General features: G+C 62.4%; 10 protein-coding genes and 1 pseudogene. 7 read left to right on the top strand and 4 right to left on the bottom strand.

Going from position 1 to position 13,656, the window contains the following annotated elements:
- Positions 1–189: 189 nt before the first annotated feature.
- The 3 genes and pseudogenes from BLV18_RS02575 (at position 190) to BLV18_RS22670 (ending at position 3,884) form a co-directional block, all read left to right on the top strand.
- Positions 190–1,776, top strand: a complete 1,587-nt coding sequence (locus BLV18_RS02575; RefSeq protein WP_090356113.1) for an aldehyde dehydrogenase (NADP(+)) — start codon at positions 190–192, stop codon at positions 1,774–1,776.
- A 326-nt stretch (positions 1,777–2,102) separates the two neighbouring features.
- Positions 2,103–2,981 (top strand): annotated as a pseudogene (locus BLV18_RS22675) (methyl-accepting chemotaxis protein); the annotation flags it as partial.
- A gap of 39 nt (positions 2,982–3,020) precedes the next feature.
- Positions 3,021–3,884, top strand: a complete 864-nt coding sequence (locus tag BLV18_RS22670; RefSeq protein ID WP_425272638.1) for a methyl-accepting chemotaxis protein — start codon at positions 3,021–3,023, stop codon at positions 3,882–3,884.
- Positions 3,885–4,114: 230 nt separating this feature from the next.
- On the opposite strand, the gene BLV18_RS02565 is transcribed toward BLV18_RS22670, so the two are convergent.
- The 4 genes from BLV18_RS02565 to BLV18_RS02550 all read right to left on the bottom strand — a co-directional run bounded on the left by BLV18_RS02565 (position 4,115) and on the right by BLV18_RS02550 (position 8,601).
- Complete coding sequence (locus BLV18_RS02565) at positions 4,115–5,533, bottom strand: hypothetical protein (RefSeq protein ID WP_090356106.1); 1,419 nt, start codon at positions 5,531–5,533, stop codon at positions 4,115–4,117.
- Positions 5,534–5,639: 106 nt separating this feature from the next.
- Entirely contained in the window at positions 5,640–6,536 is an 897-nt protein-coding gene (locus BLV18_RS02560) for a LysR family transcriptional regulator (RefSeq protein ID WP_090356102.1), read from the bottom strand.
- Positions 6,537–6,604: 68 nt separating this feature from the next.
- Positions 6,605–7,186 (bottom strand): NADPH:quinone oxidoreductase MdaB, encoded by a 582-nt coding sequence (gene mdaB, locus BLV18_RS02555; RefSeq protein ID WP_090356099.1) that lies wholly within the window; start codon positions 7,184–7,186, stop codon positions 6,605–6,607.
- A gap of 200 nt (positions 7,187–7,386) precedes the next feature.
- Entirely contained in the window at positions 7,387–8,601 is a 1,215-nt protein-coding gene (locus tag BLV18_RS02550) for an aldose 1-epimerase family protein (RefSeq protein ID WP_049858616.1), read from the bottom strand.
- A 219-nt stretch (positions 8,602–8,820) separates the two neighbouring features.
- Between BLV18_RS02550 and BLV18_RS02545 the strand changes: the two genes are divergently transcribed.
- The 4 genes from BLV18_RS02545 to BLV18_RS02530 all read left to right on the top strand — a co-directional run bounded on the left by BLV18_RS02545 (position 8,821) and on the right by BLV18_RS02530 (position 13,649).
- Entirely contained in the window at positions 8,821–9,393 is a 573-nt protein-coding gene (locus BLV18_RS02545; RefSeq protein ID WP_049858615.1) for a fimbrial protein, read from the top strand.
- A gap of 64 nt (positions 9,394–9,457) precedes the next feature.
- Positions 9,458–10,156 (top strand): fimbrial biogenesis chaperone, encoded by a 699-nt coding sequence (locus BLV18_RS02540; protein WP_049858614.1) that lies wholly within the window; start codon positions 9,458–9,460, stop codon positions 10,154–10,156.
- A gap of 24 nt (positions 10,157–10,180) precedes the next feature.
- The gene (locus BLV18_RS02535) at positions 10,181–12,763 is read left to right on the top strand and encodes a fimbria/pilus outer membrane usher protein (RefSeq protein ID WP_090356097.1); all 2,583 of its coding nucleotides are present in this window, start codon (positions 10,181–10,183) and stop codon (positions 12,761–12,763) included.
- Positions 12,756–13,649 (top strand): MrpH family fimbial adhesin, encoded by an 894-nt coding sequence (locus BLV18_RS02530; protein ID WP_049858612.1) that lies wholly within the window; start codon positions 12,756–12,758, stop codon positions 13,647–13,649. The genes BLV18_RS02535 and BLV18_RS02530 overlap by 8 nt, the downstream gene beginning before the upstream one ends.
- Positions 13,650–13,656: the final 7 nt, after the last annotated feature.

The following is a 13,656-nucleotide window of genomic DNA, read 5'->3' as shown; positions in this document are numbered from 1 at the left end:
CCACAACCGCTCGCAACGGGCTTTTGTAGCAGCGGTGCAAGCCGCGTCCGGGCACACCGCGGTCTGCCTGATTCACCACATCGGCGGCCGAGGCGGCTACAGTGGGTGATTCGGGGGGCAACTTGCCCGGTATATGACCAAGTTGTATGATGTCTGTTAACAACCCGCCCACAGGACACGGAGACAACAATGCCTAACATCCTCGGTCACAACTTCATCGGCGGCAACCGCAGCGCCAGTGGCGAGCCCAAACTCAAGAGTGTCGACGCCACCACCGGCGAGGCGCTTCCTTATGCCTTCTACCAAGCCACCGATGCCGAAGTCGACGCCGCCTGCCAGGCCGCCGACAACGCTTTCCTGGAATATCGCCAGCTGAGCCCCGCTCGCCGCGCCGAATTCCTGGACGCCATCGCTGACGAACTCGATGCCCTGGGCGATGACTTCGTGGCCATCGTCTGCCAGGAAACCGCCCTGCCTGCCGGCCGTATCCAAGGCGAGCGCGGTCGCACCAGCGGCCAGATGCGCCTGTTCGCCAAGGTCCTGCGCCGCGGCGACTTCCTCGGTGCCCGCATCGATCTCGCCCTGCCGGACCGAAAGCCGCTGCCGCGCGTCGACCTGCGCCAGTACCGCATCGGCGTCGGCCCGGTGGCCGTGTTCGGCGCCAGCAACTTCCCGCTGGCATTCTCCACCGCCGGTGGCGACACTGCCGCAGCCCTGGCTTCGGGCTGCCCGGTGGTGTTCAAGGCCCACAGCGGTCACATGGCGACGGCCGATCTGGTGGGCACCGCCATCATCCGCGCAGCGGAAAAAACCGGCATGCCCAAGGGCGTGTTCAACATGATCTTCGGTGCCGGCGTCGGTGAGCCGCTGGTCAAGCACCCGGCGATTCAGGCAGTCGGCTTCACCGGCTCGCTGAACGGCGGCAACGCGCTGTGCAAGATGGCCGCCGAGCGCGCCCAGCCGATCCCGGTGTTCGCTGAAATGTCCAGCATCAACCCGGTCGTGCTGCTGCCAGACGCCCTGGCCACCCGGGGCGAAACCGTGGCCAAGGAACTGGCGGCTTCCGTGGTGATGGGCGGTGGGCAGTTCTGCACCAACCCAGGCTTGGTGATCGGCGTTCGCTCGCCGGCCTTCAGTGCTTTCCTCGAGCACCTGCAAGCGCAAATGGCAGCCCAGGCGCCACAAACCATGCTCAACGCCGGTGGCCTACGCAGCTACAGCAAAGGCGTCGAACACCTGCTGTCGCACCAGGGCGTCACGCATTTGGCCGGCAACCCGCAGGAAGGCCAACAGGCTCAGGCGCAACTGTTCAAGGCCGACGTGAGCCTGCTGCTCAACGGTGACGAACTGCTTCAGGAAGAAGTGTTCGGCCCGGCCACCGTGGTGATCGAAGTCGCCGACGATGCCGAGCTCAAGACCGCCCTGCAATCGCTGCGCGGACAGCTGACCGCCACCTTGATCGGCGAAACCGCTACCGACCTGGCCAAGTACCAGTGGCTGGTGCCGGTGCTGGAACAGAAAGTCGGTCGCATCCTGGTCAACGGCTACCCGACCGGCGTGGAAGTGTCCGATGCCATGGTCCACGGCGGCCCTTATCCAGCCACCTCCGATGCCCGCGGCACGTCGGTCGGCACCCTGGCGATCGACCGCTTCCTGCGCCCGGTCTGCTACCAGAACTACCCGGACGCGTTGCTGCCCGAAGCACTGCGCAATGCCAACCCGCTGGGCCTGCAGCGCCTGGTCAATGGCGAGTGGAGTTCACAGCCGATCGCATGACGCATCGGTGGTGACAATGAACGGCGCGATCTTGATCGCGCCGTTTTTTTTGCGTCGCCGTTCTCACTTTTTGTTTCAGCTCTGCCGCCCGTGGCCGATATGGGGAAATCACCGAGACCTTTTCATGGCGACCGCCATAAGCACAACTATGGTCGTCCAGGTCTGACCCTTTACTGTCAGGAGCACATTTTATGAACGGCTGGTTCGGCAATATCAGCGTTACCCGAAAACTTGCATTGGGCTTCGGCCTGGTGCTGGTATTGACCGCGCTGTTGGCGCTGACCGGATGGACCAGCTTGAGCAGCCTGATCCAGCGCAGCAACTGGATGAGCGATATTTCCGAGCTCAACAACAGCCTGACCAAGCTGCGCATCGTGCGGCTGCAGTACATGCTGACCAACGGCGACGACGCTTCGGCGCAAACCGTTCAAACCCAGCTCGACGCTTTCGAAGCACAGCAGAAGAAACTCATCGACGGTTTCAAGAGCCCTGAAAATCTGCAGCGCCTGAAGGCTCAGGCCGAACAGATCGGCGCCTACCAGAAATCGTTGAACCAGATGCGTGAAGGCTACAAGGCCAGCAATACCGCGCGGCAGAACATGGACACCACGGCAGCAGCAGCCTACGAGCTGGTCGACCAGATCGATGCGGCTGTGCTTGCCCTGCCCGACAGTGAACTGCGCTTCGACGAATACCAGGCCATCAATCGCGCCCGGCAGTTCATCCAGCAAGCACGCTACGACGTGCTGAACTACACCAGCAACGCCACCGATAAATCCGAGCAGACGGCCTTTGCCCAAATGGACCGGGCCGTGGCCGAGCTGCAACAGCTGACGACCCGCTTGCCCACCGAGCAGGCTCGCCTGCAGCAACTCAACGCGGCCCTGAGCAACTATCGCAATGCAGTGGCCGGTTTCAAGGCGTCGATCGCCCAGATCAACACCGCACGCGCCGAGATGACCGTCGAAGGCTCGGAAATCGTCCGCCTCAGCGATGAGCTGTACAAGATCCAGATCCAGCGCCGCGATGCCGAAAGCGCCGAAGCGCGCAGCTATCAGATCGGCGCGGCACTGCTGGCATTGATCTTCGGCATCCTCGCCGCCTGGATCATCACCCGACAGATCACCCGCCCTCTGCAACAGACCCTGGACGTGGTCGAGCGCATCGCCAGTGGCGACCTCAGCCACGACTTGAAGGTAACGCGCAAGGACGAACTGGGCGTGCTGCAGCAAGGCATCCAGCGCATGGGCTCAACCCTGCGCGAACTGATCGGTGGCATCCGCGACAGCGTCACCCAGATCGCCAGCGCCGCCGAAGAGCTGTCGGCCGTCACCGAGCAGACCAGTGCCGGGGTCAACAATCAGAAGGTCGAGACCGATCAGGTCGCCACCGCCATGCACGAGATGACCGCGACCGTTCAGGAAGTGGCTCGCAACGCCGAGCAGGCCTCGGTGGCTGCGACCACGGCTGACGAGGAAGCGCGCGAAGGCGACAAGGTCGTCGGCGAAGCGATTGCGCAGATCGAAAAGCTGGCCGAGGAAGTCCGCCGCTCTACCGAAGCGATGAACGCACTGCAGAAGGAAAGCGACAAGATCGGCAGCGTCATGGACGTGATCAAGGCCGTGGCCGAACAAACCAACCTGCTGGCCCTCAACGCGGCCATCGAAGCGGCCCGCGCAGGCGAGGCCGGACGTGGCTTTGCGGTGGTGGCCGATGAAGTGCGCGGCCTGGCCCAGCGCACGCAGAAATCCACCGAGGAAATCGAAGGGCTGGTGGCAGGCTTGCAGTCGGGTACCCAACAGGTCGCCAGCGTCATGCTCAGCAGCCGTGGCCTGACCGACAGCAGCGTCGAGCTGACGCGCCGCGCCGGCACGTCGCTGGAAAACATCACGCGCACGGTGTCCAGCATCCAGGCCATGAACCAGCAGATCGCCGCAGCCGCCGAGCAGCAGAGCTCGGTCGCCGAGGAAATCAGCCGCAGCATCATCAACGTGCGCGACGTGTCGGAACAGACCGCCTCGGCCAGCGAAGAAACCGCTGCCTCAAGCGTCGAACTGGCCCGCCTGGGTAATCAGCTGCAGATGATGGTCAGCCATTTCCGTGTTTGACCAAAACACGCCCAAACCCTGACGCGGCTCGCGCCGCTGCTACAGAAACCCTATCCCTGTAGCAGCGGCGCATCCGCGTCAGGCAGCAACGCGATCCCTGTAGCAGCGGCGCAAGCCGCGTCCGGCACCGACGCGATCCCTGTAGCAGCGGCGCAAGCCGCGTCCAGCAGCAACACGATCCCTGTAGCAGCGGCGCAAGCCGCGTCAGGCGGCAACGCGATCCCAACCGCTCACTCCACTTCCTTCAACACCCGCTCTTCATGAAAGAAGTCATTGGGGTCCACCCCGGCGCGGAAGAAGTACCCGTAATCCTCCAGGTAATACAACGTCTCCACCCGCTTGAAACTGTCCTCCAGATGCGCACACCGCAGCTTCTTCGCCTGCCCGCTCAGATGGGCGTTGACCTGCGCGGCGGGCACCTGCTGTTCGACGCGGCAGTCGAACGCCTGGCGCGGCTTGCCGTACTCGCCCACCACGCTGTTGCTCATCTTGCCGTCGGTGACATAGCCCAACTGAGCGCCCACCGGCATGTTCTTCCAGTCCCCACTGAACGCAATGGCGTTCAAGCCGATGTTATCCACCATCGGCGCCTCACCGCTGTACACGGTCTGCTGGGCCAACGCGACCAGCCCGCGAAAGCTCACCGCCTGCCCCTCGAAGTTGCTGCCCTTGGTTCGCACGGCCAGCAGGCCCGACGCCTTGTCCTGGCTGAACGACTTCTCCTCGGTGAACGGCGCACTCTGCCCCTTGAGGTGAGCGGTGCCGGTTTCAACCGTCCGCTTCAACTGCTTTGCCGGTGCCGGCAGGTTCAACTGTTTGACCGCCGACAAGGCCGGCGCCTGCACCCGGGGCGTGGTCAGCACCAACGGTGCCTTGCTCCGCGGTTTGAACGCCGGCAACGCGGCAAGGCCCTCGGGCTTGCCGCAGGCCGCATCGAACAACAATCGATAGTCAGGATCGCTGCCCTTCACCGAGTACGTCTTGGGCTCGAAGAACACCCCTCCATCGGTCACGGTGTTGTGTTCGTCCAGGTCATACCCGGCCAGCAGGCTGAAGGTCTGTTTGCCGCAGTCCAGCGCATAGCGTTCGCGCTTCTGCGCATAGGGCGCGTTGTACGGCAGGTCGTGGCCGATGCTCGGCGAATCGTAGCCGGCCCAGAACTGCAACTGGCCGTCGACGGTGGACAGGCTGTTGCGATCGATCATCACATACTGCTCGTCACCCTCGCCCTTGAGCACACGCCAATCCGGCTGGGGCGTTGTGGCGCAGGCACGCTGGAAGGCGGGGCTGGCGTTGAGCACTTCTACCTGGCCGGCAGGAATCGGGCGCGCCGGTGCGTATTTGCCATCGGGGCTGGCGAAATAGATGCGCTTCACGCCATCCAGATAGATCAGGCTGGCGCTGGGGCTGGAACAGGCCGCATCGACCTGCAACAGAAAGCCGAACGGGGATGTCTCGCTCTTGGGCTGCAACAGCATGAAGCTCAGGCGGTCACCGTTGCGCATCACGCTCTGCGGCACGGGCGGCTGCGACATCGCCTCCTTGAACATGTCCTTGGCCTGTTCGTTGCCCAGGCTGCCGTCGTCGGGCCCCTTGCTGGAGCAGCTGGCCAGCGTGATGAGGGCGGCGAGCAATGCAATGCGCTTCATGATGAGTCCTGGCAGTGGCAATCAGGCTTCATGGTAAGCGGCGGATCGAAAGCGGTGCAATCCATCTGCTCCCTCTTCAACAGCCGTAGATTCAGCAGGCATAGATTCAGCAGGCGTAAATGGCCAGCTTGTCCTGAATGAAGTCCAGGAAGCACTGAATTCGCAACGCCAACTGCGAATTGCGGTAGTACACCGCATGGATCGGCTGTCGATAGCCGCTGTTGGCCTCGGCCAGCACCACCTGCAAGCGCCCCTGACGAATGTCTTCGTGGGTCATGAAATGCGACAGGCAGACAATCCCCTGCCCCTCCAGCGCCAACTGACGCAACGTTTCGCCACTGGACGCCGCAATCCGCGGCTGGATCTGCAACCGATCGCCCTCGGCATGACGCAACGGCCAGTGATTGAGGGTTTCGGTCTGGGTGAAGCCCAGCAGCACATGCTGGCTCAACGCGGCGATGGTCTGGGGAACGCCGTGGCGTTCGAGGTAGGCCGGGCTGGCGAGGATATTCAACGGCGTGCAGCCCAGGGAGCGTGCGTGCAAGGTCGAGTCGGCCAGCACGCCGATGCGAATGGCGATGTCGGTGCTGTGCTCGATCAGATCGATGATCAGATCGTCGCTGTTGAGCTCCAACTGAATGTCCAGATAGCGCTCGCGAAATTCGGCCACGTACGGGACGATCGCGTGCAGCATGAACGGTGACGCGGCATTGATGCGCAAGCGCCCGGCCGGCGTCTGCTGACGCAGCGACAAACGCTCTTCCAGCTCATCCATGCGCGCCAGGATGTCCTTGGCCTGCTCGAAGAAAAACCGCCCCTCCTCGGTCAGGTCCATGCGCCGTGTGGTGCGGTTGATCAGCGTCGTGTCCAGCTTGGCTTCAAGCTTGGACAAGGTGCGGCTGACCGCCGATGGGGTCTGCCTGAACTGCTCGGCGGCCGCAGATATGGAGCCGCTCTGGATGACGGCGACGAAGACTTGCAGCTCATCGGATCGGGATTTCAAGGCAGGCCTCATCGGGTGTACCGGGACGTGCGCAACATACATCAATCGCTACCCGGGCGAGCGTGCCGTCAGCTCAGCACCTTAGCCAGATGCGCTTCATAGCGCGCGACGTCGTTGTCGATGTCGGGTCTCTTCATCACATCGACGCTGAGGAAGGTCGGCAAGGCGGTCATGTCGAGAAACTCGTTGGCCTTGTGGAACGGGAAGTACACCGCGTCCACCCCTTTGCCCTCGAAGAAATCGGCAGGATCCTCGAACGCCTGCTGCGGCGCGTTCCAGGTGGCCGAGATCATGTACTGCTTGCCCTTGAGCAAACCGCCGCTGCCATATTTCTGCGAAGCATCGGAACGCGTGCGGCCGTCGTTGGCGTAGAGGCTGCCATGGCCTTCGGTGAACACTTCGTCGATGTACTTTTTCACGGTCCACGGCGCGCCCATCCACCAGCCCGGCATCTGATAGATGATCACATCGGCCCACTGGTATTTCTGCACTTCTTCGGCCAGGTCGTAGCCGCCGTCGATGAAGGTCTGCTTCACGTCGAAGCCGGCGCGGTCCAGGTAGGCGACGGCGGCGTCATGCAGGGTCTGGTTGTAGCGACCGTCGGAGTGGGCGAACTGCTTGCCGCCGTTGAGCAGGAGAATCTTTTTCATGAAAGTGGCCTCGTTGACTGTGCGAGTAATATCGATGGGCGCAGTCTAGAGGGCTTGGTTGCGGGGAGTAAGGCAGCGATACGCAAATGTATGTTGCCTGGCAGGCACGAATGAGCGTTCATTCGTGCGATTTCATTGGTGAGCCGAAATCCGCGTGTCGGTATGTCCGCGCGGATTTCAGCTCATGACCACAGCGCTTCCTACTCCTTGCTCAGGTCCACCAACGGCGTCTGCCGCACTTCGGTCTGGCGACCGTCGCGAATCGTGTCGATGGTCTTCAGCGCCTTGTCCACGGCCGGCTTGTCCGCCAGCAGGCTGTAGCTGATGCTGAACTGCTTCTGCTGCTTGGGCTCGATGGTCGGGACCAGGTTCAAAGGCCGCTGGTAACGGCGGTTATAGGAAAAACTGGTACCCGGCTCCAGCCCCGTCACGTACCCCTGACCTTGGGTATCGGTGTTCTTCCACAGCGAGAACACCGGCAACTGCTGGACATTGAACCCCACCGCCACGCCCAGGCTGCCGGCCTTGTTGTGCAGCACGGTCAGCGTGTCGCCCTTGGCGTCGCCGTAGGGCACCACGTTGTAGACGGTTTCGTCATAGTCCTTGGTCGGCGCGCGATAGGTCTGCCAATCGCCCAGGTCACCCTTGGCCTTGTCGTTGAACGGAGAGACCTGTTTGACCGCCGCAGCGAACCGCGCGCCCTCCTCCAGGAACGGCGTGCTGAAGTTGCTGTGATACAGCGCCTGGTATTCCTTGGGGTAGTCGCCGTTGTTGGTCAGGGTGTCGTTGAGCACGAAACGGGCCGCGCCGGGCTCGGTCACCAGCTCGGTCTGTACGCTGAAGTCGACCTTCTTGAAGGCCTGCTCCTTCAGCTCGCCACGCACGTGAATCGCATAGGGCGGCGCTTCGTCAATGTGCACCGTGACCTTGCTGGCCGGAATGTTCGCAGCGCGACCATGCAGGGTCAGCAACTCGCCATTGTCCATGCCGGGGTGACCGACCCATTCGTAACCGCAGCGGGTGACCAACTCGTTGAAGCCTTCCAGCCAACCCAGACCGCCTCGGCCGTTGAGCTCGATGAAGGCCGGATTGACCACCTCCTTCACCGGCGAATCCCAGCCCATTCGCGCATCGCCGACTTGGGCATGGAGCACGTTCATGCCGCGCGTAGGCACCAGCGTCAGCTTCATGGTGCCGTTATCGATATCGATCAGGCTCACACCTTCCTGACGGCCGCCGTGCAGGGTTCGCATGGTGATGGAAAACGGCTTGTCGACTTTGACGCCCAACTGTTCGCTGGTAATGCGCTGGTTCTGCGCTGGCTTGTCGCTGTCCAGCAGCACGAAATCCCAGGCCAGGGCGTGGGCACTGAGGGTGAACGCGGAGATGGCACAGGCGAGGGGGAGCAGTTTCATGGGGGTGGCCCTTTATTGGAGTTATGAGGCAGTACAGTGAAACGTTTCAGCCTTCGAGTCTAGTCGTCTTGGGGGGATTTGAAAATGGGTCTGGAGGGCGCTTTAAGATTCGTCTGATGGGGTTGCCGCGCCCAACGCGGCACCATGGCTGCGTCTGCTGATCAGGCGTTCAAGACCTGTGCAGGCCTCCACTCACTCCCCACTACAAGGGCAATGCAAATGCTGAAGAACCTAGGGAAATACACGATCGCCTGTGGCGCTTCGTGCCTGTTGCTGGCCGCTGCCAACGTGCAGGCCGCCGACGGTCAGATCGAGTTCACCGGCGCGGTCACCGATAACGCCTGCACCATCAATACCAGCAGCGTGAACCGCTCGGTCGAGCTGGGCCAGGTCCGTATCGCCGATTTCGGCCCGGCGGTCGGTGATGCGGCCGGAGGCAACACCTTTTCCATCAGCCTGGACAATTGCAGCACCACCACCCGCAAGAACGTGGCCATCCGCTTCAGCGGCCAACAGGACGCCGTGGACTCCACCTTGCTGGGCCTGACCGGCGAAAACCAGGTCAAGGGCGTGGCGATTCGCATCAACGACCAGCGCACCGGCAACCAGGTCGCCCTGAACACGCCAACCTCCGATTACGCACTGCGCCCGCAGTCGAACACCTTCGACTTCAGTGCCGAGTATGTGCGGACCGCGGTCGACACCAAGAACGAACAGGGTGAAGTCACTGCGTCGGGCATTGGCACCGGTCAGGTGTATGCGCTGGCCAGCTTCGACGTCATCTACAAGTAACTCACTGGCCAAGGCCGGCCCGGGCCGCATCCCGGCTGGCCTTGCCGAGCATGAAGGTATGTCCATGCGTTCCAGATTCCTTTCTCTTCTGACCCTGTTGCCTGTGCTGCTGGCAGGTCAGGCGAGCGCCGCCGTATCGGTAGGCGCTACCCGCGTGATCTATGACAGTGCCGCCAAGGAGGCCAATCTCAGCGTCAGCAACCGTGGTGAAGACGCGCCCTATCTGGTGCAGTCCTGGGTAAGCGCCTACGGCGCCCAGACGGAAAACAGCGTCGAAGGCTTTCTCGTCACCCCACCGCTGTTTCGCCTGGATGGCAACAGCGAAAACGTGCTGCGCATTCTCTACACCGGTTCGCAGTCGCTTCCGCAGGACCAGGAAAGCCTGTTCCTGATGAACGTCAAAGCGATTCCGGCCATGACTCAGGAACAAACCGCGCAGAACGTGCTGCAGATCGCCCTGAAAACCTCCATCAAGCTGTTCTACCGGCCCGCAGGCCTCAAGGGCACGCTGAAGGAGGCAACCGCCAACGTGGCCTGGCATTCGAACAACGGCAAACTGCAGGTGCGCAACCCCTCCGGATTCAACCTGGTGGTCAGCGAGTTGAAGGTCAACGACGTCGCCACCGCAGACATCCCCGATGTCATCCGCCCCGCAGAGCAGCGCCAACTCGACGTCGCAGCCAAGCCTGGCGACCGCATCACCCTGAGCTACATCGACGAGTACGGCAGCACCCTCGTCGCACCCACTGCCCAGGTCAACTGACCCTCCCTGACTTCAGGATGCCCTATGCTCCGTTCGCACCTTTTCATGCGCTCACGCGCGGTGAAGGTCATCGGCTGCCCTTTTTTTGCAGCCCTGGCCTTGCATCTCGCCGATGCCCAGGCCGGCTACCGGTTCGATTCCTCGTTTCTGGAAATTGGTGGCGGTCGCACATCGACCGCGGTGCAAGAACAAGTCAGCGCATTGAGCGAAGGGCAGTTACCCGGGATCTACCACGTCAACGTGAGCATCAATCAGAAACAGGCAGGCCAGAGCGACCTGCGTTTCATCCGTGACCCACAAACCCCAGCTCGCTCGGTCACCGGCTTGTACCCCTGCGTGGACAGCGAATTCCTATTGAGCAATGGCGTCTCCTCCGACGTGCTGCAGGGGGCTACCGAGGTGGAAACTGGCTGCGTGGATTTGAGCGGCCCACTCAGTGGCGTGAGCTACGACTACGACTTCAATCGCCAACACCTCGACATCCAGATTCCCCAGGCGTATCTGGGCAGCATTCCGTTTGCGCTGCGGCGCAAGCAATGGAGCGAAGGCGAGCAAGTCGCGTTCGCCAACTACAGTTTCTCGGGCAGTGCCGCGCAGTACGATGGAAAGGCCCGTCAGAACCAGTTCGGCACCCTGCGCAGCGGCATCAACAGCGGCCCGTGGCGGCTACGCAACCATTCGACCTGGCGCAAGGGAACCGGCAATCCGGGCCGCTGGCAGAATCTGGAAACCTACGCGCAGCGGGATCTGGGCAACCTGATGGCGATCGCCACCGTGGGCGAGGCCAACACCGAAGGTGATCTGTTCGACGCCCTGCCTTATCGCGGCGTGGGGGTGGCCTCCGACCTGGACATGCTTCCCGATCAGGCTCGGGAGTTCGCGCCTGTGGTGCGTGGCATCGCCAACGGCCGCTCGCGGATCACCATCCGCCAGCGCGGCTATGTGATCGACGAACGCTGGGTGCCTTCGGGCCCTTTCGCCCTGACCGATCTGTACCCCACCTCCAGCAATGGCGACCTGGAAATCACGGTAGAAGGGCCTGATGGGCAGCGACAGGTGTACACCCAGTCGTTCTCCTCCGTGCCGTACATGCTGCGCGAAGGTCAGCAGAGCTACTCGTTCTACGCGGGCCACTATCGTCCCAGCGAAGACAGCCAACAGCACGCCGCACCGGCTTTCGTCCAGGCCAGCCTGCGCCGGGGTTTGAGCGGCGGCACCACGGTGTTCGGCGGGACCTTGACCAGCGCCGAATACAACGCCGGCCTGCTGGGTCTGGCGCACGACTTTTCCGGCCTGGGCGCTGTATCTCTGGATGTGACCCACGCCCGTAGCACTGGCGTGGGCGCAGGCAAAGCCAGTGCAAGCGGGCAGTCCTACCGCTTTCGCTACTCCAAGTCACTGGCCGCCACCGACACCAACTTCAGCCTGATCGGCTATCGCTATTCCACCAGCGGCTACTACTCGTTCAGCGAAGCACTCAACAGCCGAGAGAACGTGCAGGCGCTGTCCAGCTATCGCAACGGCCATGTCAAAAGCAACTTCACCGCCAACATTTCCCAACAACTGGGCAATTATGGCGGGCTGTACGCGAACCTGTCGAAATCGGCCTACTGGAACTACAGCAAAGCCGACACCTCGCTCCAGGTGGGCTACAACTTCACAGCGCACAATGTTTCCTACTCCCTGGGCCTGGGCTTGAATCGGGGCAATGAAGTGGACAGCCGCAGCGTGTCGCTGAGCATCAGCTTGCCGCTGGGCGGACCGTCGGGGCAGCGCGCCACCTTCAACACCAGCCAGAGCTCGACGGGCCAGGCATCACGTACCGCAACCCTGAGCGGCAACGCGTTGCCGGAGGGAGCACTGAGCTACAACGTGGGCGTTTCGCAACAAACCAGTGACCAGAGCGACGTCCTGGGCTCATCGATCGCGGCGCGCTATGACGGCTCCCGCGCAGTGGTGCACGGCGCCTACAACCGCTACGGCAATGACCAACAGTTGGACTACGGCATTGAAGGCGCGGTGCTTGCTCATCGCAATAGCCTGATCTTCAGCCAGCCGCTGGGCGAGACCAACATCATCGTTGCCACTCCCGGGGCTGCCAATGTCAGCGTGCTCAACAAGACCGGCGTGTACACCAACGCCGACGGCTACACGGTGGTGCCATCGGCCCTGCCCTACCGGAGCAATCGCATTTCGCTGGACACCGAAAGCCTGCCCGAAGACATCGATATCACGCAGCTGGTGCAGGAGGTCGCACCGACCCGCGGCGCCTTTGCGCTGGTGGACTTTCACACCCAGCGCGGCCGCCGGGTACTGCTCAAGCTGAGCGATCAGTTCGGCAACCCGGCTCCTTTCGCCGCCAGTGCACAGTTGCTGGACGTGCAGGGCGTTCCTCTGAACGCCGCGATGGTGGCCGACAACGGACGGATCTTCCTCAGCGGTGTGCCGGACAAGGCGCGGCTGCAGGTCAGCGTCAATGGTCAGTCTTGGTGCGCGGTGGCACTGGACCTGGCCGATCAACCCACCACCGGCATCGCCCAGATCCAGTCCCAGTGCGACCGGCCCGCGACCGCCCAACAGCCAAGCCAAGGTGTACCCAATGTATGAAGCTTGTTTGAAAAAGGCCGTCCTGGGCCTGCTCAGCGCACTGCTGTGTCTGCTGAGTGCGCCGGCTCAGGCCTTGATCGAGAACAACATGAAATGCACTCACAGCAATTCTTCCGGTGATCTGGGCAATGTAGCCCCCAATACGCAGTTCGGCCTGATCATGCAAGGGAGCTGCACCGTTACACGCCGGTATCCGGTAGGGGCATCGCTGCAGTACTCACAGAACAAACTGGTAGGCAACCCACCAAGCGTTATGGCGTTCTACATGGGGATGCAATTGTCCGAAGTACCCGTCGGCACCCCTGGTACGATCTGCATACCCATCACCTGTCAAACCTTGGCGGTGGGCCGTGTCGTGAGCTACTCCGTCGCTGTGATAGGCATGACAGCCGCCACCACCGGTCAGCACTGGCTGGCGGTGCAACTGACCAATACCTCCATCGGAGGCTGGCAGGCCTACGGTGACTATATGAATGCGCTGCTGATCAGCTACACCGTCACGGCGCCGTCCTGCAGCCTGACCTCGCCGGGCACCGTCAACCTGAACTTCGGCACGCTGCGCAATGACAGCCTGCAGAACGTCAGCCAGAACACCACCGTCTCGCTCAACTGCGCCACGGCCTTGCAGGCCAACGTCACCCTGGCCTCCAACCAGCAGACCATGGACGCTGCCAACGGCCTGTCGACGACCTCGCTGTCGGGACTGAACATGGCCGCGCGCTGGACCGACAGCAACACCGCCGTCTCGCTCAACAGCGCCCGCAGTATCAACCTGCGAGCGGGCGACAACAGCCTGAACCTTGGCTTCACCCCACGTCTGGCAGCGGGCGCATCACCGGCCGGCAGCTTTCAGGCGCAATACACCCTGACCATCGATTACCGCTGAGGCATTG

The sequence above is a fragment of the Pseudomonas coleopterorum genome (assembly GCF_900105555.1).
In the GTDB taxonomy this organism is placed as follows: Bacteria; Pseudomonadota; Gammaproteobacteria; order Pseudomonadales; family Pseudomonadaceae; genus Aquipseudomonas; species Aquipseudomonas coleopterorum.
Note: the sequence above shows the minus strand (reverse complement) of the source record. Positions and strands in the feature narration are given on the sequence as shown.

Excerpts from the sequence above, each read along its gene's own strand:
- BLV18_RS02540 (WP_049858614.1), top strand. The coding sequence starts at position 9,458 with ATGCGTTCCAGATTCCTTTCTCTTCTGACCCTGTTGCCTGTGCTGCTG.
- BLV18_RS02565 (WP_090356106.1), bottom strand. The coding sequence starts at position 5,533 with ATGAAGCGCATTGCATTGCTCGCCGCCCTCATCACGCTGGCCAGCTGC.
- BLV18_RS22670 (WP_425272638.1), top strand. The coding sequence starts at position 3,021 with ATGGGCTCAACCCTGCGCGAACTGATCGGTGGCATCCGCGACAGCGTC.
- BLV18_RS02535 (WP_090356097.1), top strand. The coding sequence starts at position 10,181 with ATGCTCCGTTCGCACCTTTTCATGCGCTCACGCGCGGTGAAGGTCATC.
- BLV18_RS02530 (WP_049858612.1), top strand. The coding sequence starts at position 12,756 with ATGTATGAAGCTTGTTTGAAAAAGGCCGTCCTGGGCCTGCTCAGCGCA.
- BLV18_RS02545 (WP_049858615.1), top strand. The coding sequence starts at position 8,821 with ATGCTGAAGAACCTAGGGAAATACACGATCGCCTGTGGCGCTTCGTGC.
- mdaB (WP_090356099.1), bottom strand. The coding sequence starts at position 7,186 with ATGAAAAAGATTCTCCTGCTCAACGGCGGCAAGCAGTTCGCCCACTCC.
- BLV18_RS02550 (WP_049858616.1), bottom strand. The coding sequence starts at position 8,601 with ATGAAACTGCTCCCCCTCGCCTGTGCCATCTCCGCGTTCACCCTCAGT.
- BLV18_RS02575 (WP_090356113.1), top strand. The coding sequence starts at position 190 with ATGCCTAACATCCTCGGTCACAACTTCATCGGCGGCAACCGCAGCGCC.